Source organism: Kitasatospora sp. NPDC101235 (assembly GCF_044767505.1).
Taxonomy (GTDB): Bacteria; Actinomycetota; Actinomycetes; order Streptomycetales; family Streptomycetaceae; genus Kitasatospora.
This window is the reverse complement of sequence record NZ_JBIWNZ010000001.1, coordinates 316,861-339,655: the sequence shown is the minus strand read 5'-3', so window position 1 is coordinate 339,655 and position 22,795 is coordinate 316,861. Positions and strand designations below refer to the sequence as shown.

Genomic DNA, 22,795 nt, shown 5'->3' with positions numbered 1-22,795 from the left:
CTTGCGACGCACCCGATCCTCCTCGCCCGCCTCGGTCGCGACCCTCCTGCTGACCGGCGAATCCCCCGGGGGGCTGTCCCTACCCCGCTGCCGCCCGGCAGGCCCCGCACACCTGCCCGGGCCCGGCCACGGGCCGCCCGCACAATCCGCTGCGCCCGGGGCACTCGTGCCTCCTCGGGCCGTCGCCCGCCTGTCGGGGTGCGGGAACGGCGGGCAGCTTGGCGATCCGCGCCGCCACGATCGCCCCGACGCTGTGGGTGACCTTGTCCGGCAGGGGCGCCGCGATGATGCCTGCCAGCGCCTCCCGCGTCCACCCACCCGCCAGCAGCCCCTCCACCCGCGCGGCCTGGTCGCACAGCGGCTTGCCCGCCAGGGCCATCCGCGGCTCCCGGCGGCCGAGTTCGAGCAGCAGCGCCATGCCCGCCGTCAACTTCTCGGGTGGACGGACGGAAGGCTCTTCCACGTCCTTTGTTTTCGGTTCCTTGGAAGGGCTTCCCGCCCTCCCGACACCTGGCACGCCTGGAGCTGGAACACCGGCGGCCGGGGGTGCGGGAAGCGGCGGCACGGTTTGCACCGCTTTGCCCGTCACCGGCACCTCGTGCACCGCGACGACCGTCCGCACCTGCCCGGTCTGCGGGTCCCGCAACGTACGACGCACGTAGTGCCCCGCCGCCTCCAACTCCCGCAGCGCCCGCGCCACCGTCGTCCGCCCCTCCACGCTCTTGGCGGCGAGCGTACGGACGTCCTCGCGGGCGCCGTCCGGCAGGCTGAGCAGGTAGCTCAGGAGCCCGCGCGCGGCCCAACTCAGCGAGTGCTTACGGACGACGTGGCCGTTGTCGAGGATCGTGTATCCGGGCGCGTGCTGAGGGATACGATGAATCTGCATTCGGGAGTCCTTTGCTCCTGGTGCCAAACCCCGGGGTGTTGGCGCACCGCCGGGGATCACTTTTGCTCACGCACCGAGCGCCCCTTGGAGCACCCGGCACGGCAATATTCACCGTAATGCCGTAACACTCCATCAAACTTCCGCCCGCATCACCCATTCGGGCGGCGCGAGCGCGCACAGTCCGGCGCGCCCCGGGCTCGCAAGCCTGGGGCGCGCTTCACACCGCCTCATCCACCGACCACACGCTCCGGCTCGTCCAGCCACACCCGGTGCTCGCCCTCGACGGTGACGGTCAGGCCGAACCGAGCGAGGCCCGGCTCGCCCTGGCGCCGCCACCAGGCGTGGGCGGCGGTCACCTCGTCCCACAGGTTGCGGGGGCCGGACTGCGAGACGGCGTGCCTGCCGTCCCAGTCGGCGAGGCGGCAGTGGGCGTACGAGACCCCGTCCCACACCTCGAACCGGCCGGTACCGAAACGGTCGTAGCCCGCCCACACCTCCTGCCGGAACAGGCCCGGCAGTCGCAGCCCGATCGCGAAGGCCGCGTCGGTGTGGGCGGCCACGGCGGCGGGGTCGAGTTCGGACGGGCCGTGCCGGACGTCCTCGATCTCGAACTCGCCGCTCCCGGGGCGTTGGTCCCGCACCCACATGAAGGCGACGTCCTCGACGAACGGCCCGCTCGCAGAACGGCCGTCGTCGGCGACGGTGAGCTTCAGCAACCCGCCGTTGCAGAACGCCGTGCCGTACGGGACGACGATGACGCCGCCGGGCGCCGTCTGCTCGATCAGCGCCCCGGGGACGCGCTGCACGGCCGCGGTGACGTGAACCCGGTCGTACGGCGCGTCCGCCGGATGGCCGAGCATTCCATCGCCGACAACGGTCCGGGCCGGCAGGCAATGTGCCACCAGGCGGCACCACGCGGCACCGGACAGTTCAGGGTCCAGCTCCATGGTGGTGACGTTCTCCGCTCCGAGCCGGCGGGCCAGCAACGCGGCCGTCCAGCCCGCGCCGGTGCCGATGTCCAGCACCCGCATGCCGTCGGCAACCTGGAGGTGTCGGAGCATCCGCGCCACCACGGTCGGCATCGAACTGGACGAGGACGGCGTGCTGCCGTCCTCGTCCAGCCGGGTCACGAGCGGGATGTCCGAGGCGACCAACTCGCCCCACTCGACCGGGCGTTCCGTCCGGTCGATCCACTCACCCCCGTGGTGGATCAGGTCCGGAACGAACAGTCGCCGGGGCACGGCCCGGAACGCCGGTTCCCAGTCGACCGACAGCGCCCCGGACTCCCGGAGCGCGTCGGTGAGCACGTTCCACTCCACGCGGCATTCCCCCTCAAGGCTTCGACGGCTTGGGCAGGTTGGTGGGCGGCGCGTCCCGCTTGCCGTCCTGCGACGCCGTGTCCGGCTTCCCGGAGTGGCTGCCGCCCTTGCCTCCGCCCGCCGTACCGGGCCCGTCGCTGCCGGGCCCTCCGCCGTGCTTGCTCATGTTCCGTTCCTTTCGACGTGCTGGAGATCGTGGTCGCCGGTCTACCGGTCCGGCGGGCGGGGCGTGCGCGGGCCCGCCGGCTTCGGCGGGGGCGGTTTCGGCTCGGGCCAGGACATGGCAGTGCTCCTTCCAAGGCGGAAAACGGAGGAATAGGCGATCCCGGCCGCGCCGCCGGGCCGGGGTCTTCGCGGGCCTGGAGGCCGTTGACGATGACCGCAACATGGCGTTTCACGGGCAGAGCCCTTCCAGTTCGTGAAGGAACTCAGTCGGCGTGAGTCGAGTACAGCCCAACTCGCGGTCGCCGAACAGGCATTGTCCGTAGTCCCGGGGTTGTCCCGCCGTCGCCGGCAGTAGGCTCTCGGTCACTGTCGATGATGGGATTGACCCCGTGGACGACCTGACCCGGCACCCCCTCGCCTACGCACGCGAACTGCGCGGCTGGTCGCAGAGCGACCTCGTCGCGGAGCTGAACAAGGCCGCCCGCCGTCACGGACTCCTCTCCGGTGCCGACAAGACGGCCATCAGCCGGTGGGAGCACTGGCGCAAGACGCCGAACATCGACTCCCAGCTCCTCATCGCCGAGGCCTTCGAAGTCCCGCTTACGGACATGGAGGCGTACGGCTGGCCCTACTGGCTGCCCGGACGTGACGAGCCACTGCCACTGGGCGCCACCCACACCGTTCGAGCACTCCACGACGCACAGAGAGCCGCCATGGACCGCCGCAGCTTCATGACCTTCAGCGCGATCTCGCTGGGCGGCCTGGCCGCCCAGTGGGCCGTCGCCGAGCCCGAACGCCTCACGTCGGCCCTGAACGGCAAGCAAGTGGACGGCGAACTCGTGGACTGGCTGGAGGACACCAGCAGGAAGCTGACGGCCCTGCCCACCGAACAGCGGCAGCACACCGTCCGACTGATGGATGCCCACCTGGCCACCGTCACGGGCCTCATCAAGGAAGGCCGCTACGTCGAGAGGACCGGCCGCCGCCTCCACCAACTGGCCGCCTCGCTCGCCACCACCTGCGGCTGGCACCGCTTCGACCAGGGCCGACACTGGGCAGCCGGAAAGCTCTGGGAGGCCGCTCTGCAATCCGCGAACGCCGCGGGCGACCGCGACCACGGTGCCGGAGTACTGTCCGACTTCGCCTACCAGGCCAACTGGCTCGGCAAGGCGAAAGTCTCCATCGATCAGCTCGGCCACGCCCTGTCCGGCGTCTCCCACCCCACCGCCCGATCCCTGCTCCTCCTCCGCCGCGCCAGGGCCCACGCGGCACTTGGCGACCACTCCGCCTGTTACCGGGACCTGTCCGACGCCGAATCCGCCCTCGCCGTCGAAGCCGCCGACCTCGCACCCGGGTGGTGCGCGTGGATGAGCCCCGCCGACCTGGCCGTGGACTCCGGCCAGTGCCTCCTGGACCTCGGCCGGACGGACGAAGCCCATGCCCAAATGGCGGAGGGGATGGCACTGCTGCCCCGCGCCAGGGACAAGACACGCGGCATCTTCCTGACCTACCAGGCCCGAAGCCACCTGAAGGCCAAGGACATCGAGCAGGCCGTGTCCGTCACCAGCGAGTCGCTCGACCTGGCCACCCGCATCGGCGCGCCTCGCTGCGTCACCCTGGTCCGCGAGCTCGCGCCGGCCTTCAAGCCCTACCGCCAGGTCGACGGCGTCCCCGAGTTCCTGGAACGCCTGCGGGCCAGTTGAGAGCACCTCATCGGAACCGGAGCGAGCTTTCTTCCACACCCCCGACCGGTTCAGAGCACCGCTTGTCCCGCTCGCCCTCCGCGTCCGCGTCGCTCTCTCGCCCGAGCCCGCACGGGGACCACGTATCCGGATCTCCTCCCGTAGCGTTGGTTTCCTTTCAGAGGAGGCGTGTTGAGCGAGTTGGCTTCCTCCCTGCGCTAAGGCACGGGGATTCCGGCCGTGCTTGCCGCGCGGGGGCTTCGCCCCGTGCGTGCGCGCGTCGCCGGTGGTTGGCGTTTCACGGACCGCCTCGTGGCGAGGTCTCCACGCCCTGACACCGCATGCCCTGCGGCGTTGAGGATGTCCACCAGTGCGTTCGCGGTGGTCAGTGTGTGGGCGGTCTGGGCGCAGAAGTCCGCGCGGCGGTGGCGGATGCGGCCGGTGATCGCGTTGATCTTCGCGAGCACGGCTCGGCGGCGGTTGCTGCCGCGCGTGCACCGGGCGAGTTGCTGGTGCAGGCGGCGCAGTCGTTTCGTCTCGCCGGTCGTGGCGTACGCGCGGTTGTGGAAGGTGCCGTCGCTGGTCGTCGCGGCTACCTTCACGCCCCGGTCCACGCCGACTGCCCGGTCCGGCAGGGCGTGCCGCTGCGGTGTGTCCTTGCCGTCTTCCACCAGGAACGACACCATCCAGTGCCGCCCATGGCGGGTGACGGTCGCCGATCGCACCTTGCCGCCCAGGGGCCGGGACCAGCGAAAGCGCACCCAGCCGAGCTTGGGGAGCTTCGCCCGGCCCCACCTGCGGCCGATCCGCTCCACCGTGATCAGGTTCCCCGCCGGGAACCGGAACGACGGCGACCAGCGGGCCTTCGAGCGCCACCGGACCCTGAACGTCCCGTGCTCGCGGCACGCCCGGTCCAAGTCCCGCAGGGTCTGCCGCAACACATGCGACGGCGCATCCCCGAGCCACGGAAACTCCCGCTTCGCCTCCACCAGCTCGGCGGCCTGCGGCACGTAGTCCATCCACGCACCCCGCCGCCGATACTCCCGCCGCTGCTCCAACGCGGTGTTCCACACCACCCGGCAGATGTCGCCGAACATCTCACACAACCCGGCCTGCGTCGAGTCGAGTTCAAGCCGGTACCGACGCCCGGACAACATGGCGAAACACCCCCTTCGGAAGCTGCGATCAACCTAGCCCACGCCACTGACAACGCAGCGAATCGCGCCGCTTCGCGGCTCCGGCACAGCAAGAGCCAACCCCCAGCTGAAGCAGGGGTCTGCACTCAAGAATTCAGATCATCCTCATGTCCGACCCGAAGGTCGCCGCAATCCCCGTCGCAAACTGCGACGAGCCGCTGCTGGACGTACGGGCCTGTAGCGGGCTACTCGTCGACGAGCGCAAGCAGGACGGCACCGGCGCGCCTTCGCGCGCCTGCGGGCCGGCGTTCTGGACCTTGCTCGACGCGCAGGCGGCGCTGCCCGACGGCCTGCGGCTGCTGTTCGTCGAGGGCTTCCGTCCCCCGGCCCTCCAGAGCCGCTACTTCGACGAGTACGCCGCCGAGTTGCGAGCCGCGAACCCCGACTGGTCGGACGACCGGATCAGGTCGGCGGCCAGCCGCTACGTCTCGCCGCCGGAGATCGCGCCGCACAGCGCCGGGGCCGCCGTCGACCTCACCCTCGCCGACGCCGACGGCCGTGAGCTCGACCTCGGCACCAGGGTCAACGCCAACCCCGAGGAGAGCGCGGGAGCCTGCTACCCATGCCGAGAACATCGGCGCGCAGGCCCGCGCCAACCGGCGGCTGCTCAGCGGCGTCCTGACCGGCGCCGGCCTCGTCAACTACCCCACCGAGTGGTGGCACTGGTCGTACGGGGACCGCTACTGGGCGCTGGCCACCGGCGCGCCGTCCGCGCTCTACGGACCGGCGCACCGGTAACCGGCAGCCGGCACGACACGCGGCGGGCGGAGCCCTGCCGATCGGGGCCATGGCCTCGGGCGAAGATGGCGTCGACACCGGCGCAGGCCCGAGGAGCAGAGCGATGACCGAGCAGAACCCCGAGCAACTCCCCGCCGTCGCCGTCGCGATCGTGGTCAAGGACGGCCGGGTGCTGATGGTGCGGCGGCGGGTCGCCGAGGGCGAGCTGTCCTGGCAGTTCCCGGCCGGGGAGGTCGAGCCGAACGAGTCCCCCGAGGCGGCGGCCGTCCGGGAGACCGCCGAGGAGACCGGCCTCCACGTCGCCGCGGCCAGGCTGCTCGGCGAGCGGGTGCATCCGCAGAGCGGGCGGCGGATGGCGTACACGGCCTGCGAGGTGGTCGGCGGCACCGCCATGGTGGTGGACTCCGACGAGCTGGACCGGGTGGTGTGGGCGTCCCACGCCGAGCTGGCCGAGTACGTGCCGTTCCCGCTGTTCCCGCCGGTGCAGGAGTACCTGGACGGCACGCTCGGCGGGTAGGGCGCGGGCAGCAGACGGACCCGCGCGGGAAGTCGGCCCGTCCGACTTCCCACTCAGTGGCAGCTCCCCGCGCAGCTGCCAAGGCCGCGCGTTCCCCGCCGGACGCGGCTACGCGCGACCGCTGCGCGCGCAGGTCGCGCAGCCCGTCCGGTGGCCGGCGAGCGTCGCTTCGAACTGTGCCTTCGTCTGCTCCAGCCGGGTGACGGTACCGCGGGTCGAGTAGCCGGCGAGGCTGCGCAGGACGACCCTTCGGCCCTTGTGGGTCCTGAGCGCCAGCGCCTTCGAGAGGCTGCCGAGGGAACCGGCGTCGGCCAGGTCGACCGAGGCGATCTCGCACCAGGCGATCCGGTGGGTCCACTCCACCGTGCGGCTGGTGACCCCGAAGTCGTCGATGACCAGCCCCATCCGCAGGATTCGATAGAGCATCACCGCCGAGGCGACGCCCATCACCGCGCCGAAGACCCTGGCGCCCCCAGGGTCCTGCGTGACGGCGACCGCGACGAGGAGGCAGACCCCGAAGACCACGGTCATGCCGACGCGCTGCCAGAGACTGAGCGGGATGCGGATCGGGAGGGTGAAGCCATCGGTCACGGCGTGATGGTGGCACCGGGGCCGTCGGCCGTCAACGGCTCCACCACCGCCCCTTCCGCGACAAAAGTTCGACGCTGTGCCCCCGTGTGCCGGAACCTCTCGCGAGCTACTCCGCGAAACAGCATCGCCGATGTCCGGAACTCATCCCGGGCGGACGGGCGTTCGGGTTGGAGACCCCCGCGCCCTGCCCCCGGAAGGAAGCGTGTGACCACCACCTGCGGAGCCCCGTCCGACCGCACCGCACGAGGAGCGCACCGATGAGGCGGGATCCGGTCACCGACGAGACGGTCGCCCGGCTCCGGGTCCAGGCCCGCACCGACCCCGCCTCGGGCCTGCCCGCGCTGGCCGAGGCGCTGCGGGGCCGGGCCTACAACCATCCCAGGCCCGGGCCCGAGGACGCCATCCCGTTCCTGGAGGAGTCCGCCGGCATCTACCGCGCCCTGGTCGCCGACGGCGGCACCGAACACCTGGGCGCCGCCTGCCACGCCCTGTCCTCCCTCGCCCTGCACCACTCCCTGGCCCACGCCGACGACCGAGCCCTCGCCGCCCGGCAGGAGGCGGCCGACCTGGCCCGGCGTGCCGAAGCGGACCAACCGGTACCGGACCTCGGCCGGGCCGCCGTCATGCGCGCCGACCTCGCCCACGGCCTCGCCGAGGCGGGGCGGTTCGACGAAGCCGTGGACGCCGCCCGCGCGGTGGCCGACCGCTCCCGGGCGGTGACCGAGCAGGGCGGAAGCGACCTGACGTGGCGGCTGCTCGACCTCACGCTGATGCTCCGCCTCGCGGACCGCACCGAGGAGGCCGTGGCCGTCGAACACGAGGCCCTCGCCTGGCTGCGCGACGACCGTGCGGAACCGGCCCGCAGCCCCGTCACGGCACTGCGGGCCGCCGGTGCCGCACTGTGGTTCGCCGACCTCGGCGACCCCGGGCAGGCCCACCACCTGCTCGCGGAGGCCGCCCGCTCCTGCGAGCGCCTGCCCGCCCGCGGCAGCGGCGGCAACTTCGGCTTCCACGAAGCCCTGCGGAGCTCGCTGTTCGCCCGCTCCGGGGTGCGGGACGAACAGGCCGCAGCCGACGCCCCGGACCCGCTCGCGCTCGGTGTCGACCCGAGCCAACGCCTCCAGCCGGTGCTGGGTCTGAGCCTCCACCACTGGTCCTTCAGCCTGCGTGCGTCCTTCGAGGACGGACTGGACGTCCTCGCGAAGGCCGTCGAGGCCATCACCGGAACGCCCGAGGCCTCCTGCCCGCCGGACGAGGACTGCACGCCCGAGCACACCGACGGCCCGCCGCCCCTGCCGGACGACCGCGACCTGCTCGCCACCCTCGGCACCCTCACCCGGCGGCTCGACCTGCGCCGGGCGGTCCTGGGGGACCACCCGACCTGCTACACCCACCTCACGCTCCCCCGGCTGCGGCGGAGCGTCGAGATCGAACGCCGCCTCCACGCGACGGACCCCGCCGACGACACCCGGCGCCTGGTCAGGGCACTCACCGACCTGGCCATGGCACAACTCGTCCACGGCGACAACGCCGACGCGACCGCCACCCTGCACGAGGCCCACGCGCTCGCCGGCTGAACAGGGCAGTCAGCCACCGATGCCCGTGCGGGCGCCGAACTTGCCGCCGCGGGAGGCCAGTTCCTTGATCATGACCCCGGCGCGTCCGGCGACGTGCGTCCGCCGGAGAGTGTCGTCGCGCCGGGTGAACTGGCCGACCGCGTCGCCCCGGCCGAGGGTGACGGCCCGGGCGATGTAACGCGGTTCGTAGGGCGCGGGCGTGCGACCCGCGAGCAGGCGGCGCAGGTTGTCCACCGCGTGAGCCGCCTGCGGGCCGGCGAGCGCACAGGCGAAGCGGGCGCCGGGGACCGCCGCGCAGTCGCCGATGGCGAAGATCCGCTCGTCGTCGACGCTGCGCAGGGACGCGTCCACGACCGCGCGGCCGTCCTCGTCGACGGTGAGGCCGCTGCGGGCCGCGAGGTCGGGGACGCCCGACACGATCGCCCACAGGGTCAGGTCGGAGGGAAGCGCCACGCCCGACCCGAGGTGCACCGCACCGTCGGCGGCCCGCACGACGCTGTCGTCCACCACCTCGACCCGCAGGCCCGCCAGCCCGTCCCGAACCTTCCGATGCGCCGTGCCGGAGAAGGCCTCGGCCACCGCCGCCCCGACGATCCGCACCCGCAGGTCCGGCCGCGCCTCGGCGACCTCGGCCGCCGTCTCGATCCCGGTCGGACCGCCGCCGACCACCGTGACCGCACTCCCGGCAGGCAGCGCGGCCAGCTCGGTACGGGCCCGCTCCGCGCCCTCCCAGCTGCCCACCGGGACGGTGCCCGGCATCGGCCGCACCGTGCTGCCCACGGCGAGGAACGCCCAGTCGAAGGTGAGGCCCGTCCCGTCGTCGAGGGCGACGAGGCCGTCGCCGATCCGGTCGACGGTGCCGACCTTCAGCGTGGTCCCCGCCCGGAGCATCGACGCGATCGGCGTCGCGGCGGCGCCCGTCCCCGCGACCTGCTGGTGCAGCCGCACCCGCTCCACGAAGTCCGGGCGCGGGTTGACCACCGTCACCTCGGCGGCCCGCACCTTCTTCGCGACCCGGTTCGCCGCGAGCATGCCCGCGTAACCGGCGCCCAGCACGACCACCTTCATCTCGGGTACCACCGTCATCTCGGCCTCCTGCCGACGCGTTGCGTTTTTCGTTCGGTCGGGCAGAAGATGCCGGCGGGCCACGCCGCGTGACACCGGCGCCGGTATGACACAGGTCACACGGTGTGGGGTGTCACGGATCGGCGGGCGCCGGCGTCCTGTGGGAGGCACCAGCCGACCGGAAGGAGACCCGAGATGAGCAGCGAGCACGCGGACGGCCGCCGGCCCGACCCGGCCACCGAGGCGTTCGTCGCCCACCGCAACCTGCTGTTCACCGTCGCCTACGAGATGCTCGGCTCCGCGGTGGACGCCGAGGACGTCCTCCAGGAGACCTGGCTGCGCTGGGCCGGCGTCGACCTCGCCACCGTGCGGGACCAGCGCGCCTACCTGGTCCGGATCGCCACCCGGCAGGCGCTCGGACGGCTGCGCACGATCGGCCGGCGCAAGGAGTCGTACATCGGCCCGTGGCTGCCCGAACCGCTGCTCACCTCGCCGGACGTGGCCGAGCAGGTCGAGCTGGCGGACAGCATCTCGATGGCGATGATGATGGTCCTGGAGACCCTCGCGCCCACCGAGCGGGCGGTGTTCGTGCTGCGCGAGGTGTTCGGCCTCGGGTACGAGGAGATCGCGGAGGCCGTCGACAAGACGCCGGTCACGGTCCGCCAGATCGCTCACCGGGCGCGGGCCCACGTCGCCGCCCGCCGACCGCGCGGCGCCGTCTCGGCCGACGAGGCCCGCACCGCCATCGCCGCCTTCCAACGGGCCGTCGAGACCGGCGACCTGCAGCAGCTGCTGGACCTCCTCGCCCCCGACGTAGTCGCCATGAGCGACGGCGGCGGCGTCAAGCAGGCCATGCCCCGGCCCACCGTCGGCGCCGGGCCGGTGGCCCGCCTGCTGGCCGCCGGCGTGGCGGTGTGGGGACCGCTGGGGACGACGGAGTCCGCCCAGGTCAACGGGCACCCGGCGCTGATCCTGCGGGTCGACGGGGAGATCGACCTGGTGGTGGCGATGCGCCTCGACGAGGGGCGGATCACCGGCATCTACTCGGTGCGCAACCCGGAGAAGCTGACCCACATGAAACGGGAGACGGCGGTGAGCCTCTGAAGCCGCCGAACCGGCCGGAATCCAGGAACGCCCCCTTCCGCCCCCGTACGCTGTCCCGCAGCACCGGGAACGAGGCCGTTCGGGGGAGCCAGTGGAACTACGTCAGTTGCGCGTCTTCGAGGCCGTCGTCGCCCACCGCACCGTCACCGGCGCGGCCGTGGCGCTCGGCCTCGCCCCGTCCTCCGTCTCCGAACAGGTCCGCACCCTCGAACACAGCCTCGGCGCCGAACTGTTCGACCGGGCCAGACGCGACATGACGCTCACCTCGGCCGGGGAACGGCTGCTGCCCTGGTCCCGCCGACTCCTCGACCAGGCCGAACAGGCCCGCCGCGACGTCGTCGCCACCCGGGCCCGCCTGCGCCTCGGCGCCCTGGCGGCCATCGCCGCCACCCACGTCCCGGCCGTCCTAGCGCGTCTCGCCGACCGCCGGCCCGGCCTGGAGATATCCCTGCACACCGACACCGCCCGCGACGGCCTGCTCGGCGGCGTCGCGGCCGGGGCCCTGGAAGCCGCCCTCATCCTCGACTCCCCCGGCCCGCTCGGCGCACTCGGCTTCTACCTGCCGCCCGCCCCGCTCGACCACCTCGACCTCCAGGACGTCCCCCTCGCCCTGGTCGCCTCCCCCACCCACCCGCTCGCCCACGCCACCACCCTCACCCGCGAGCACCTCCGCGGTCACCGCCTCCTCGTCGACACCCCCGCCTGCTCCTACCACCTCGCCGGCGAACGCCTCCTCGGCCACCACGTCCAACGCCTCCACACCGGCGCCCTCCCCGTCACCCGCGCCTGCGCCGAACAGGGCCTCGGCATCGCCCTCCTCCCCGCCTGCGCCGTCCAGGACCACCTCGCCGCCGGCACGCTCGTCCGCCTCCCCCTCGACCTCCCGCCCCTCCGTCTCCGCCTCCTGTGGCGCGCCGCCCGCGACCCCCTCCCGGGCCTCCGTGCCCTCCTCGACGCCGCCGCCTGACCGCCCGAGCCCGCACACAGCCGCGCGCCCCGGGGTTCACGGAACCCCGGGGCGCGCAACTGCCCTTCGGACGTCAGGCCTTGGGGCCCGCGGACTGGACGACCTCGAAGGACCAGAGGGTGGAGCCGGAGGCGGCGGGGCGCTTGGGGGCCTCGCCCTCACCGCCGTGCTGGTGGGCCGCCTTCATGGGGCCCTCCATCCAGGCCTTGAAGGACTCCTCGTCGCGCCAGCGGGTGTAGACGAGGTACTGGTCGGTGCCCTCGACGGGGCGGAGGAGTTCGAACCACTCGAAGCCGTCCGAGTTCTCCACCGCGCCGGCCCGGGAGGCGAAGCGCTGCTCCAGCACCTCGCGCTGCTCGGCCGGTACCGTCAGGACGTTGATCTTGACGACGGACATGGCGCTCCTTCTGCTCCGCCGGGGTCGCTGGTGCGGCCGCCGGTCCGATGACTGCCTACGGGGAGCAGTCTCCTACACCTCACGGCCGGGCGGTCCGCAGGCGCGATGGTTACGGTCGGTAGCGAAGTGCCCATGTGCGAGGAAGGGGCCGGAGTGCCAGCCTGGAGGTAGAGCCCAGAACCCGAGGAACAGGGGAACGGTCATGGGTATCGGTGACAAGTTCCGGGACAAGGCCCAGCAGCTCGAGGATGAGGCCAAGGAGCGCCTCGGCAAGCGGAAGCCTCAGCAGGATGAGGCTCAGCAGAAGGCCGCCGAGAGCCAGCAGCAGGGCCAGCAGAACCTGGACGACCTGCGGGACGACATCGAGGGCGAGCAGTAGCGAAGTCCAGCGAGCGGGGGCGGCCGAGGATGAGTTCTCGGCCGCCCCCACCAGCGTCAGGCTCAGGCGATCCACGGCGGCAGGACGCGCTGGTCGTCGCGCGGGGCGAGGGCGCAGGCACCTTCGGGGGTTCGGGCGTCGGGGTTGTAGGCGTGGGCGGGGGACGGGGAGGCGACGACGGCGGTGAAGCCGGTGTCGGTGGCGACCTGGCGGGCGGTGTCGGCGGGGAGGACGGCGGTGTCGCCGGCGGCGAGGGTGAAGGTCTCCCCCGCCAGGTCGACCCGGGCGGTGCCGGTGAGCAGGGTCCAGACCTGCTCGGTGTCCATGGCGTGCAGCGGGCCCTGGGCGCCGGCGGTCATGTCGACGTGCCAGACGGCGAGCGAGGTGGAGCCCTGGGTGGGCGAGGCGTAGGTGGTCATGCGGGCGTTCGGGGTCTCGGTGCGGCGGGCGTCGGTCCGGCGGATGACGGGCATGGCGAAGGAACCCCCTAAGGTGGACAATGAAGTTGTCCATATCGTCAATGAGGTTGTCTATCGTGTCAAGCGAACCGCCCCCGCCGGGCTTCGAACTGCCGCTGCGCCTGCTGCTCGCCTTCCGGATGACCATCGACGAGCTGCACGAGCGCATCGCCCGCGAGGGCCATCCCGACCTGCGCCCGATGCACGGCTTCGTCTTCCAGGCGATCGGCCCGCACGGCACCACCGCCTCCGAGCTCGGCCGCCGCCTCGGCGTCACCAAGCAGGCGGCGGGCAAGACCATCGACAATCTGGAGCAGCTCGGCTACGTGGAGCGCGCCGCCGATCCGGCCGACACCCGGCGCAAGCTGGTCCGGCTCACCGAGCGCGGGGTGGACTGCCTGCTCCGCTCCGCCCGGATCTTCGACGAACTGCGCGAGGAGTGGTCGACAGCCCTCGGCAAGGAGCAGCTGCGACAGCTGGAGGACGGCCTGCGCCGACTCGCCCCCGGCGACCCGTTCCGCCTCGACACCCCGCGCTGGTTCGGCGCGCCGTAGGCGATCAGCACCCTTGGGGCGTCAGGACTTGGGCATCCCGCTGGTCGCCAGGGTCTGGTTCTTGTACGCCTTCACGCCGGTGATCTCGGCGCCGAACCAGTCCGGCGCCGAGAACGCCTCCGCCTCGGCCTCCGAGCCGAACTCGACCTCGACGGTGCGCAGCCCGGCCAACTCCCCCTGGTAGACGTCCACGTAGACCGTGACGCCGGACGAGTCGAAGGTGTACCGGTCCTTGACCAGCCGGGCCCCCTCGGTGGCCGACCAGAGCTCGGTGAACTCCTGCTCCCCGAGCGCGCGTTCCACCTCGATCCGTACGGGGGCGCCGGCCGAGGACGCCTTGCGCTTGACGCCGAGGACGCCGCTGCCGCCGATCCGCCGCAGCCGCACCTCCGTCCCGTCGTCCTTGATGGCGATGTACCCCTGCTCGATGTGCTGCCGCACCGCCGTCTCCGGCGGCTCGAAGGAACCCAGCAGGAACTTGCGCTCGATTTCGAGCGGCATGCCGCACCACCCTTCCCGGTCACAGGCCCGCCGTCCTTCAGGCCGTCAGAACGACCGCCCCTCCCCACGGTACGGCGGCTCCGGCCCCGACGAGTCCGGCCGGTCGCGCAGGCCCGCACAGAGGGAGGAGCTGAGCCGGTTCAGCAGCCCGGAGAGCTCGCCGTACCGCTGCTCGTCCCAGTCCCCCAGGAGTTCGGCGAGTTGGGTGCGCCGGGCGGCGACCAGCCGCAGCGCCACCGCCTCCCCCGGTTCGGTGAGCCTCAGCGGCAGATCGTCGGTCCGCGCCGCGAGCCCCCGGCTCTCCACCTCCCGGACGGCCTCCTCGATGACGGCGACCGGGACGATCCGCCGCTCGGCCAGTTCGGCCGGCTCGACCGAGCCGTGCTGGTGCATCTGGAGGAGCAGCCAGCTGGAGGCGGGCAGCAGGTCCAGTCCGGCGGTCTCGGTGATCCGCCGGAAGAGGTCGCGCCGGGCCTCGCGGCTGTTCAGCACCGAGAGCGCGCGGGCGATCTCGTCCAGCGAGGTGCGCTCGACCGGGTTGAGCCCGATGGACTCGCTCAGGTCCGGCGCGGTGACGGTGGTACGCAGCGTCTGTTCGCGCAGGAACAGCGACAGGACGAAGGCGACCACCACGACCGGCACCGCGTACAGGAACACCCGGGTGATCGACTCGGCGTAGGCGTGGTAGACGCCCTGCTGGACGGCGGCCGGCAGCCGGGAGATGACCCGCGGGTCGGAGGTGATGGCCTCCGGCCGGAAGCCGGGCGGCAGCGGCACGCCCGCCAGGGCGTCGGAGAGCCGGCTGCGCAGTCCGCTCGCGAAGACCGTCCCGAAGATGGAAACGCCGAAGGACGCCCCGATGGAGCGGAAGAAGGTGGCGCCCGCGGTGGCCACGCCGAGGTCCTCGTAGCCGACCGAGTTCTGCACGATCAGCACCAGCACCTGCATCACCAGGCCCAGCCCGAGACCGAAGACCAGGAAGTAGACGCTCATCTCGGCGGTGCTGCTGTGCTCGTCCAGCCGGGAGAGCAGCAGCAGCCCGACGGTGGTCACGGCCGTGCCGGCGATCGGGAAGACCCGGTAGTGACCGGTCCGGGCGACGATCTGGCCGGAGCCGATCGAGGTGAGCAGCATGCCGAGCACCATCGGCAGCATGTGGATGCCGGACATGGTGGGCGAGACCCGATGGACCACCTGGAGGAAGGTCGGCAGGTAGGTCAGCGCTCCGAACATCGCGAAGCCGACCACGAAGGAGATCACCGCCACCAGGCTGAACGTCCGCGAGCGGAACAGCCGCAGCGGCAGCACCGGCTCCACCGCGGTCCGCTCGACCAGGACGAAGGCGAGCAGCAGCACCAGCCCGAGCACCCCGAGGCCGACGATCTGCCAGGAGCTCCAGGCCCAGGTGGTCCCACCGAGTGAGGTCATCAGCACCAGGCAGGTGGCGACGGCGGCGATCAGGACGGTGCCCGGGTAGTCGATCCGGTGCTCCCTCCGGACCTCCACCCCGTGCAGCACCGCAGCGATCACCACCAGGGCGACGACACCGATCGGCAGGTTGATGTAGAAGACCCAGCGCCAGCTGAGGTGGTCGACGAACAGTCCGCCGAGCAGCGGCCCGAGCACGCTGGTGACGCCGAACACGGCGCCGAACAGGCCCTGGTAGCGGCCGCGGTCCCGGGGCGCGACGAGGTCGCCGACGATCGCCTGGGAGAGCACGATCAGCCCGCCGCCGCCCAGGCCCTGGAGCGCCCGGAAGGCGATCAGCTCGCCCATGTTCTGGGCGATCCCGCACAGCATCGAGCCGATCAGGAAGATCACGATGGAGGCCTGGAAGAAGCGCTTCCGGCCGTACATGTCGCCGAGCTTGCCCCACAGCGGGGTGGCGGCGGTGGAGGCCAGCAGGTAGGCGGTGACCACCCAGGAGAGGTGCTCAAGGCCGCCGAGGTCGCTGACGATGGTCGGCAGCGCGGTGGAGACGATGGTCTGGTCGAGGGCGGCGAGCAGCATCGCCAGCAGCAGGGCGCCGATCGGCACCCAGAGGTTGGGGACGGTGACCGCCGGCGGGCCGGGCTCGCCCGCGCGGCTCCGGTCGGACGCGGCGTGCGGATCGGTCATGGCGTCTCCGCAGGCACGCACGGCGTCTCCGCGGGAGTGCACGCCGTCTCCGCAGGCACGCACGGCGCCTCCGCGGGAGTGCACGCCGTCTCCGCAAGCACCCACGGCGTCTCCGCGGGCATCATCGCGTCTCCGTCGACATCACGACGTCTCCGTGGGCATGGCGTCTCCGTGGGGTCGCTGGCCCGTCGGCCGGGCCGTGCGGATGATCACTCCCAGCTCACAGCGCTGGCCTGTTCATCCCGATGTGTTCCGTCGGGTTGAGCCGAGCGTAAGCGCCGGGGACAACCGCCGCGCCCCGGGCGTTCCCCGAGGAGCCAACCGGCACCAACCGACACAACACTCCCGACTGGGGACGGACGCCCCTGTCCACCCTTCGGGCGGTCCTGCATAATCAGGCGCGATCGTGCGCCCCGGTCCGCCCGGAACGTGCGCCGAACGACCGAACGACCGCCCGCGAAGTCGACGCGAAACCGAGGAGGACCGGCCGATGCCGGACCAGCACTGCCCGACGTGCGGCACCGCACGCTCCACCGGGTGCGGCTGCGTCCCGGACCCGCGCCTCACCGAGACCGCCGTCCTGCCCCACCTCGAAGGCCCGCCGCTGGTCCGCCCGTACGTCCCGCAGGCCGCCGGCCAGGTGGCCGACGAGGCCCACCCGGACGCGCCGGTGGTGGACCCGTTCGCGACCACGGTGCTGCCGCCGGTCCCCCCGGGGCAGCCCGGGCCGCCGGCCGCTCCACCGCTCGGACCGGACGCGGACGCCTACGCCACCACGGTGCTGCCGCCCGTCGCCCCGGGGCAGGCCCCGCTCGGGCCCGATGCCGACGCCTACGCCACCACCGTCATGCCGCCGGCGCCGCCCACCGGGCCGGGCGGGTACCCGGCGCAGCCGCAGGCAACAGGATCGGCGACAGGGCCGGACGCGAACGAGATCGGCCTCTTCCCCTTCGGGCAGGCCCCGGACACGCCCGGGCCGGAGGCCGGCGGCGGCCGGGCCGCCAGACGGGCGGCCGAACAGGCCGACCTGCGCCCGCTCGCCCAGCGCAAGGGGCTGCTCGCCGGGATCGGCGCCGCCCTGGTGGCGCTCACCATCGGCGTCGCGTACGCGGTGACGCCCTCCGGCGAGCCGCCGGCCAAGCAGGCACAGCCGCTGCCGACGAGCACCCTGGTGCCCGCGCCGGTGGACCCGCCCACCCTGGCGGCGCCCGCCCCGAGCACGGTGGCGCCGACCAGCGAGGCGCCGAGCCCGACACCCACCCCCACCCGCAGGCCGAGCCCGACGAAGACGGCCACCCCGCCGCCGGCCGCCACGCCGACCGCCGAGGCCCCGGCCGTTCCCCCCGCCCCGGCCCCCACGCCGACCGCGCCCGCGCCCCCCGTCCCGGTCCCGACACCCGCTGCCACCCCGACCCCGCGGGTCCTGCAGTACGGGATGAGCGGCCCCGACGTCACCGACCTCCAGCAGAAGCTCGCCGTGGCCATCAGATGCTTCGCGTCCATACCGGTGACCGGGGTGTACGACGACATCACGGTGAACACCGTCGGCTACGTCCAGCGGATGTGGGACGTCAAGGGCGACAAGCGCGGCGTCTTCGGGCCCAACACCCGCGCCGCCCTGGAGAAGCACCCCGCCTGCTGACGGCTGCGCGTCAGCAGGCGGTCGGCCAGAGATCGGCCGGCGGTCAGCGGTCGGCCCGAAGATCAGCCGGTGATCGCGCCGAAGAGGCTGATGCCCGCCAGCACCACCATGATCGCCGCCGCCACCCGGATGATCAGCTTCATCGGCACGTACTTGAGCAGCTTCTGCCCGCCCACGATGGCGATCCCGCCGACCGCGCACAGCGCCAGCCAGGAGCCGAGGCCGACGGCCAGCGGGTCGGCGTACTTGGCGGCCAGGTTGGCGGTCATGATCTGGGTCAGGTCGCCGAACTCGGCGATCGCGACCACCACGAAGCTGGCCCCGGCCACCTTCCAGAAGCTGTTCGAGGACGGCTCCTTGGCGGCGTGCTCGTCCTCGTCCTCGCCGCCGTGGAACAGCAGCATCCCCGCGCCGACCAGGAACAGCACGCCGGTGACGCCCTCCACCCAGCGGTGCGGCAGCAGCGAGAGCAGGTGCCCGGCGGCGAGCGCGAGGCCCACCTGGAGGGCGAAGGCGGCGGCGATGCCCGCGAAGACGAAGCTCGCGCGGTACTTGGTGCCGAGCACCAGGCTGGCCAGCGCGGTCTTGTCCGGCAGTTCGGCCAGGAAGATGATGCCGAAGGTCAACGCGGCAACGGTCAGACTCATCAAGGGTTCCTCGGTCGGGCTGCCCGGCCGCCGCGGCTCCGTCAGGGGACGCTCCGGCCCGACAGCACTGGTTCATGGTCACAGCACTGCGGCCGAAGGTCTCGCCGGCAACGCTCATCGAGCGGTGCCCCGGGCGCCGGGCCCCTGGGGGCCAGTATGTCGACGGTCCGGTGGAGGGCTACTCCCCTTCAACGCGCCCAAGCGTACCGGACGTCGCCGACCGGCCCGTCCGGCGAGGTCGCCGGCCCCACCGGACCTGCACCGCCCCGGCCCGAAAGACGGACCCGCCTACCGGACGCCCCCGTCCGGCTCGGCCGCGACCAGCCCGCGCCCGACCAGTTCCAGCACCACCACGATCGCCACCGACTCCACCGCCAGCAACCCGATCAGGACGAACAGCTGCACCGCCCCCGCCTGGACCGGCGAGGCCCCGCCCAGCAGCATCCCGACGAACGCCCCGGGCAGGGTGACCAGGCCGACCGTCCGGGTCTGGTCCAGCGCCGGGACGAGCGAGGTCGCCGCCGCCGTCCGGCAGATCTCCAGCCGCGCCTCGCGCTCCTCGAAGCCGAGCGCCAGCGCGGCCTCCACCTCGCCGCGCCGCAGCCGCAGCTCGTCCAGGGCCCGCCGCCCCGCCAGCGAGGTCGCGCTGAGCGCACCGCCGATCAGGATGCCCGCGACCGGGATGACGGACAGGCCCTCGGCCGGCAGCAGTCCGACGCCCAGCAGCAGGGCGAGCACCGGCAGCACGCCCGCGCCGATCGGGGCGGCCGCCCAGAGCCAGCCCGGGCCCGGGGTCATCCGCCGCCCGGCGGTGCGCACCGCGACCGAGAACATCAGCAGCACGAACAGCGCCGACCACCAGAGCGAACCGACCACCCAGGTGATCACCGCGGCGACGGCCGCCAGCTGCACCACCGCACGCAAGCCGGCCCGCAGCACCGCGTGCCCGTGGCCGAGCAGGCCCCGCCCGGCCACCGCGACGGCAGCCAGCAGCAGCACCGCGGTGACCACCCCGAGCACCGGGGTGACCGGCAGCAGCTGACCACCGGAGGCTGCCAGGTCCGCCGGGACCGCCAGGTCCACGGGGATCGCGGGAATCGCCGGGATCGCCGGGACGGCCGAGTCCGCCGGGGCCATCAGATCCGGCCCATCAGATCCAGCTGGTGAACCACATCCGGTCCTGCCAGGACGACATCGGGATCACCTCCGCCGTGTACAGCGGGTAGAAGAAGGCGAAGCAGCCGACGATCGCGAGCACGATCGCCCCGGCCCCGATCGCCCCGATCCGGCGGCGCTCGGGGCTGCACCCGGCCGGGCCGAGCATCGCCCCGAGCATCTGGGCGACGGCCAGGCACAGGAACGGCACCAGCACGACCATGTAGAAGGAGAAGATCGTCCGCTCCTGGTACCGGAACCAGGGCAGGTAGATCCCGGCCACCGCGCACAGCACCGCGCCCGAGCGCCAGTCCCGCCGGAAGAACCAGCGCCACAGCAGGTAGACCAGCGCGAAGCAGGCCGTCCACCACAGGAACGGCGTGCCGAGGCCGAGGATCTGCGCCGCGCAGCCGCCCGAGGAGGTGCAGCCGCGCTGCCCGTACGGGACCTGCTCCCAGTACATCGAGACCGGGCGGCCGTCGACCAGCCAGGCGAAGGGGTTGGACTGGTAGGTGTGCGGGGTGCTCAGACCGGTGTTGAAGTCGTACATCTGTGAGTGGTAGTGCCACAGACTGCGCAGCGGCGCGGGCACCCAGCTCATCGAGACCTGCGGCAGCGGGATCCCGAGGACGCTGTCCGGGGAGAGCCCGGCGCGCCCGTCGGCCCAGTGCCGGTCGTAACCGCCCCCGCTGTTTCCGCCACTGGCCAGCCAGCCGCTCCAGGCGCCGACGTACACCACCACGGCGGAGCCGACCATGGCGAGGAAGGCGGGAACGGCGTCCCGGCGCAGCATGGAACGCCAGGGGTGGCGGGCGCCGGCGCCGCGGCGGCCGGCCTGGTCCCACAGGACGGTCAGGATGCCGAAGGCGGCGAGGATCGGGGCGCCGTTCCACTTGACCGCGCAGGCGGCGCCGACGAACACCCCGGCGGCGATCCGCCAGGGGCGCCATCCGAGCCGGACCGTGTCGGCGTCCTCGGCGGCGCCGGCCTCGGCGAGCCGGGCGCGGGTGCGGTCGCGGTCGATCAGCAGGCTGCCGAAGGAGGCGAGCACGAAGAACATCTGGATGCCGTCGAGCAGGCCGACCCGGCTCATCACCAGCTGGAGTCCGTCCACCGACATCAGCAGCGCGGCGGTGCAGCCGATCAGGGTGGAGCCGAAGAGGCGGCGGCCGATCCGGGCCAGCATCAGCACGGTGACGGTGCCGAGCAGGGCGGTCATGAACCGCCAGCCGAAGGGGTTCAGCCCGAACAGCTGCTCGCCGATCGCCATCACCCATTTGCCGAGCGGCGGGTGCGCGATGAACTCGGGCGCGGAGCTCAGCGGGATCGACTGCGGGACGGACAGGATGTCGGCGTTGGCGTGGTCGGGCCAGGTGCCCTCGTAGCCCTGCTGGAGCAGCGACCAGGCGTCCTTGGGGTAGTACGTCTCGTCGAAGACGAACGCGTTGGGGTAGCCGAGGTTCCAGAACCGCAGCAGGCCGGCGAAGAGTGCGACGGCGATCGGACCGAGCCACCCGGAGCGGTCGGCCGCCCAGCGGACCAGGCCCCCGCGCGGGGCCGGTGCCGGGGCGGCGGGGGCCGGAGCCACCGGTGGGTGCGTGAGCGCCGCTTGCGTCATAGCCTCGCCGATTCGCCTGTCTGCTCTGCCCGGGTCCTGGCTCCGCCCGGGTCCTGCCACTCCGGCCGGGCCGGGCGGTCAACAGCCACCGACACTATGTGGCGGTGCGCGCGAAGCCAAGCGCGACGGGCGCCGACCAGGTGACCTGGTCGACGCCCGCTTCGAACGCCCTTGCGGGCCTTTTCGCTACGCGGCGGTCTGGAGCTCCCGGACCGGGACGGCGCGGACCACGACCGGGGCCGCGTTGTCCTGCTCCGGCGTGAGGTGCGGGCGCAGCCGCAGCGCCAGGGCGACGATCAGCAGCGTGGAGCCCGCCATGGCCGCCAGGTAGAGCGGCCAGGTGCCGGAGCCGACCAGCAGCACGCCGACGGCCGGGCCGACCGCGATCGCGATCTGCTTCACCAGGGCGTACCCGGCGTTGTAGGTGCCGAGCAGCCGGGCCGGGGCGAGGTCCGCGACGATCGGGCCCATGGTGGGCGCGAGCAGCGACTCGCCGACACCGAAGAGGGCGTAGATCGAGACGATGGCGACCGTGGCGGCCATGGTCTCGGTCCGGATCAGGCCGGCCACCAGGGCCATCGCCCAGGCACCGAGCCAGACCACGCCGGCCGCGGCCATCGCGGTGGTGCGGCGGCGGCGCGCGGTGATCCGCACGACGAACATCTGCAGCACCACGATGGTCAGCGCGTTGGCGCCGATCGCGAAGCCCAGGGTGGAGGGCGCGGTGCCGACGGTGTCGGTGGCGAAGGCCGCGACGCCGGACTCGAACTGGCCGTAGCAGGTGAAGAAGATCAGCCCGGCGAGCAGGCAGAGCCGCACCATCGCCTTGTCGGCGACCAGCGCGCGCAGCCCGGTCGGGCCGTCGGTCCGCTCCTGGACGACGGTCAGCTGGGCCTTGGGCATCCGGGCGGTGCCGGTGACCAGGGCGAGGCCGAGGAAGGTCACCGCCTCGATGGTGAACAGCCGGGTGAGGCTGGCCGGGTCGGTGACGTTCACGATCTGCCCGCCGACCAGCGCACCGATGCCCATACCCAGGTTGACCAGGGTGAACTGGAGCGCGAAGGCGTGCGAGCGGGTGGCCGCCGTGGAGCAGCGGACGATCATCGTGGCGAGCGCCGGCTGGCAGGTGGTGACACCCGCGCCGAACAGGAAGGAGGAGACCAGCAGGGCCGGGGTGCCGGTGGCGTGGCCGAAGGCGAACGCGCCGGTGGCGGCGAGTGCCGTACCGGCCAGCAGCACCGGGCGGGGACCGTACCTGTCGATGCCGCGGCCGATGAACGGGAGGACGGCGAGGGCCGCCAGCGCGAAGACGGTGAACACCATCCCGGCCGACAGCGAGCCCAGCCCGCGCACCTGGTCCACGTACACGAACATGTACGGCATCGTGAACCCGCTGCCGAACGCACTGAGCGCGTTGCCGATCTGGACGCGGCGCAGCGGGCCGCCCGCTCCACGCCGCTGCTGCCTCTGCTGCTTCACCGTGCCGGTCACCGTGCACACCCCTTCCTGGTTTCAACTG

General features: G+C 72.9%; 22 protein-coding genes and 1 pseudogene. 9 read left to right on the top strand and 14 right to left on the bottom strand.

Features of this window, described 5'->3' with window-relative positions; genetic code table 11:
• Positions 1–79: 79 nt before the first annotated feature.
• The 3 genes from ACIRRH_RS01650 to ACIRRH_RS01640 all read right to left on the bottom strand — a co-directional run bounded on the left by ACIRRH_RS01650 (position 80) and on the right by ACIRRH_RS01640 (position 2,371).
• Entirely contained in the window at positions 80–886 is an 807-nt protein-coding gene (locus tag ACIRRH_RS01650) for a helix-turn-helix domain-containing protein (RefSeq protein ID WP_403060167.1), read from the bottom strand.
• Between the two features lie 227 nt (positions 887–1,113).
• The gene (locus tag ACIRRH_RS01645; RefSeq protein WP_403060164.1) at positions 1,114–2,205 is read right to left on the bottom strand and encodes an rRNA adenine N-6-methyltransferase family protein; all 1,092 of its coding nucleotides are present in this window, start codon (positions 2,203–2,205) and stop codon (positions 1,114–1,116) included.
• Positions 2,206–2,218: 13 nt separating this feature from the next.
• Entirely contained in the window at positions 2,219–2,371 is a 153-nt protein-coding gene (locus ACIRRH_RS01640; RefSeq protein WP_403060161.1) for a hypothetical protein, read from the bottom strand.
• Positions 2,372–2,759: 388 nt separating this feature from the next.
• Between ACIRRH_RS01640 and ACIRRH_RS01635 the strand changes: the two genes are divergently transcribed.
• On the top strand, positions 2,760–4,073 hold the full coding sequence (locus ACIRRH_RS01635; RefSeq protein ID WP_403060158.1) for a helix-turn-helix transcriptional regulator: 1,314 nt from the start codon (positions 2,760–2,762) through the stop codon (positions 4,071–4,073).
• Positions 4,074–4,270: 197 nt separating this feature from the next.
• Here ACIRRH_RS01635 and ACIRRH_RS01630 read toward each other — a convergent pair whose 3' ends face one another.
• A complete protein-coding gene (locus tag ACIRRH_RS01630) occupies positions 4,271–5,209 on the bottom strand; it encodes an RNA-guided endonuclease InsQ/TnpB family protein (protein ID WP_403060155.1) in 939 nt (312 codons plus the stop codon).
• Between the two features lie 146 nt (positions 5,210–5,355).
• Between ACIRRH_RS01630 and ACIRRH_RS01625 the strand changes: the two are divergent.
• Together ACIRRH_RS01625 and ACIRRH_RS01620 are read left to right on the top strand one after the other, a co-directional pair.
• Positions 5,356–5,986 (top strand): annotated as a pseudogene (locus tag ACIRRH_RS01625) (M15 family metallopeptidase).
• Positions 5,987–6,089: 103 nt separating this feature from the next.
• Positions 6,090–6,503, top strand: coding sequence for an NUDIX hydrolase (locus tag ACIRRH_RS01620; protein WP_403060152.1), 414 nt, complete (start codon positions 6,090–6,092; stop codon positions 6,501–6,503).
• A gap of 108 nt (positions 6,504–6,611) precedes the next feature.
• Here the strand turns inward: ACIRRH_RS01620 and ACIRRH_RS01615 are convergent, their stop codons facing one another.
• Positions 6,612–7,094 (bottom strand): hypothetical protein, encoded by a 483-nt coding sequence (locus ACIRRH_RS01615; RefSeq protein WP_403060149.1) that lies wholly within the window; start codon positions 7,092–7,094, stop codon positions 6,612–6,614.
• A 257-nt stretch (positions 7,095–7,351) separates the two neighbouring features.
• On the opposite strand from ACIRRH_RS01615, the gene ACIRRH_RS01610 reads away from it, so the two are divergent.
• Positions 7,352–8,671: a hypothetical protein gene (locus tag ACIRRH_RS01610; protein WP_403060146.1), complete on the top strand. Its 1,320-nt coding sequence runs from the start codon at positions 7,352–7,354 to the stop codon at positions 8,669–8,671.
• A gap of 9 nt (positions 8,672–8,680) precedes the next feature.
• Here ACIRRH_RS01610 and ACIRRH_RS01605 read toward each other — a convergent pair whose 3' ends face one another.
• On the bottom strand, positions 8,681–9,757 hold the full coding sequence (locus tag ACIRRH_RS01605; RefSeq protein ID WP_403060143.1) for an NAD(P)/FAD-dependent oxidoreductase: 1,077 nt from the start codon (positions 9,755–9,757) through the stop codon (positions 8,681–8,683).
• A 174-nt stretch (positions 9,758–9,931) separates the two neighbouring features.
• On the opposite strand from ACIRRH_RS01605, the gene ACIRRH_RS01600 reads away from it, so the two are divergent.
• Entirely contained in the window at positions 9,932–10,840 is a 909-nt protein-coding gene (locus tag ACIRRH_RS01600) for an RNA polymerase sigma-70 factor (RefSeq protein WP_403060140.1), read from the top strand.
• Between the two features lie 106 nt (positions 10,841–10,946).
• Positions 10,947–11,807, top strand: coding sequence for a LysR family transcriptional regulator (locus tag ACIRRH_RS01595; protein ID WP_403060137.1), 861 nt, complete (start codon positions 10,947–10,949; stop codon positions 11,805–11,807).
• A gap of 73 nt (positions 11,808–11,880) precedes the next feature.
• On the opposite strand, the gene ACIRRH_RS01590 is transcribed toward ACIRRH_RS01595, so the two are convergent.
• On the bottom strand, positions 11,881–12,204 hold the full coding sequence (locus ACIRRH_RS01590) for an antibiotic biosynthesis monooxygenase family protein (RefSeq protein WP_403060134.1): 324 nt from the start codon (positions 12,202–12,204) through the stop codon (positions 11,881–11,883).
• A gap of 202 nt (positions 12,205–12,406) precedes the next feature.
• Between ACIRRH_RS01590 and ACIRRH_RS01585 the strand changes: the two genes are divergently transcribed.
• Entirely contained in the window at positions 12,407–12,583 is a 177-nt protein-coding gene (locus ACIRRH_RS01585; RefSeq protein WP_403060131.1) for a hypothetical protein, read from the top strand.
• 62 nt (positions 12,584–12,645) lie between these two features.
• Here the strand turns inward: ACIRRH_RS01585 and ACIRRH_RS01580 are convergent, their stop codons facing one another.
• Positions 12,646–13,056, bottom strand: a complete 411-nt coding sequence (locus ACIRRH_RS01580) for a cupin domain-containing protein (RefSeq protein WP_403060128.1) — start codon at positions 13,054–13,056, stop codon at positions 12,646–12,648.
• A 62-nt stretch (positions 13,057–13,118) separates the two neighbouring features.
• On the opposite strand from ACIRRH_RS01580, the gene ACIRRH_RS01575 reads away from it, so the two are divergent.
• Positions 13,119–13,595, top strand: a complete 477-nt coding sequence (locus ACIRRH_RS01575; protein WP_403060125.1) for a MarR family winged helix-turn-helix transcriptional regulator — start codon at positions 13,119–13,121, stop codon at positions 13,593–13,595.
• Between the two features lie 21 nt (positions 13,596–13,616).
• Here ACIRRH_RS01575 and ACIRRH_RS01570 read toward each other — a convergent pair whose 3' ends face one another.
• Together ACIRRH_RS01570 and ACIRRH_RS01565 are read right to left on the bottom strand one after the other, a co-directional pair.
• Positions 13,617–14,096, bottom strand: a complete 480-nt coding sequence (locus ACIRRH_RS01570; protein ID WP_403060122.1) for a hypothetical protein — start codon at positions 14,094–14,096, stop codon at positions 13,617–13,619.
• 45 nt (positions 14,097–14,141) lie between these two features.
• Positions 14,142–16,214 carry an MFS transporter gene (locus ACIRRH_RS01565; RefSeq protein ID WP_403060119.1) on the bottom strand — a complete coding sequence of 691 codons (2,073 nt, stop codon included), beginning with the start codon at positions 16,212–16,214 and terminating at the stop codon, positions 14,142–14,144.
• A 490-nt stretch (positions 16,215–16,704) separates the two neighbouring features.
• Here ACIRRH_RS01565 and ACIRRH_RS01560 point away from each other — a divergent pair, with 490 nt between their 5' ends.
• Complete coding sequence (locus tag ACIRRH_RS01560) at positions 16,705–17,856, top strand: hypothetical protein (RefSeq protein WP_403060116.1); 1,152 nt, start codon at positions 16,705–16,707, stop codon at positions 17,854–17,856.
• A 62-nt stretch (positions 17,857–17,918) separates the two neighbouring features.
• On the opposite strand, the gene ACIRRH_RS01555 is transcribed toward ACIRRH_RS01560, so the two are convergent.
• The 4 genes from ACIRRH_RS01555 to ACIRRH_RS01540 form a co-directional block, all read right to left on the bottom strand.
• Positions 17,919–18,506 (bottom strand): TMEM165/GDT1 family protein, encoded by a 588-nt coding sequence (locus ACIRRH_RS01555; protein WP_403060113.1) that lies wholly within the window; start codon positions 18,504–18,506, stop codon positions 17,919–17,921.
• Between the two features lie 285 nt (positions 18,507–18,791).
• The gene (locus ACIRRH_RS01550; RefSeq protein WP_403060110.1) at positions 18,792–19,640 is read right to left on the bottom strand and encodes an ABC transporter permease; all 849 of its coding nucleotides are present in this window, start codon (positions 19,638–19,640) and stop codon (positions 18,792–18,794) included.
• Positions 19,641–19,653: 13 nt separating this feature from the next.
• Positions 19,654–21,276: a dolichyl-phosphate-mannose--protein mannosyltransferase gene (locus tag ACIRRH_RS01545; RefSeq protein WP_403060107.1), complete on the bottom strand. Its 1,623-nt coding sequence runs from the start codon at positions 21,274–21,276 to the stop codon at positions 19,654–19,656.
• Positions 21,277–21,462: 186 nt separating this feature from the next.
• Complete coding sequence (locus ACIRRH_RS01540; protein WP_403060104.1) at positions 21,463–22,767, bottom strand: MFS transporter; 1,305 nt, start codon at positions 22,765–22,767, stop codon at positions 21,463–21,465.
• Positions 22,768–22,795: the final 28 nt, after the last annotated feature.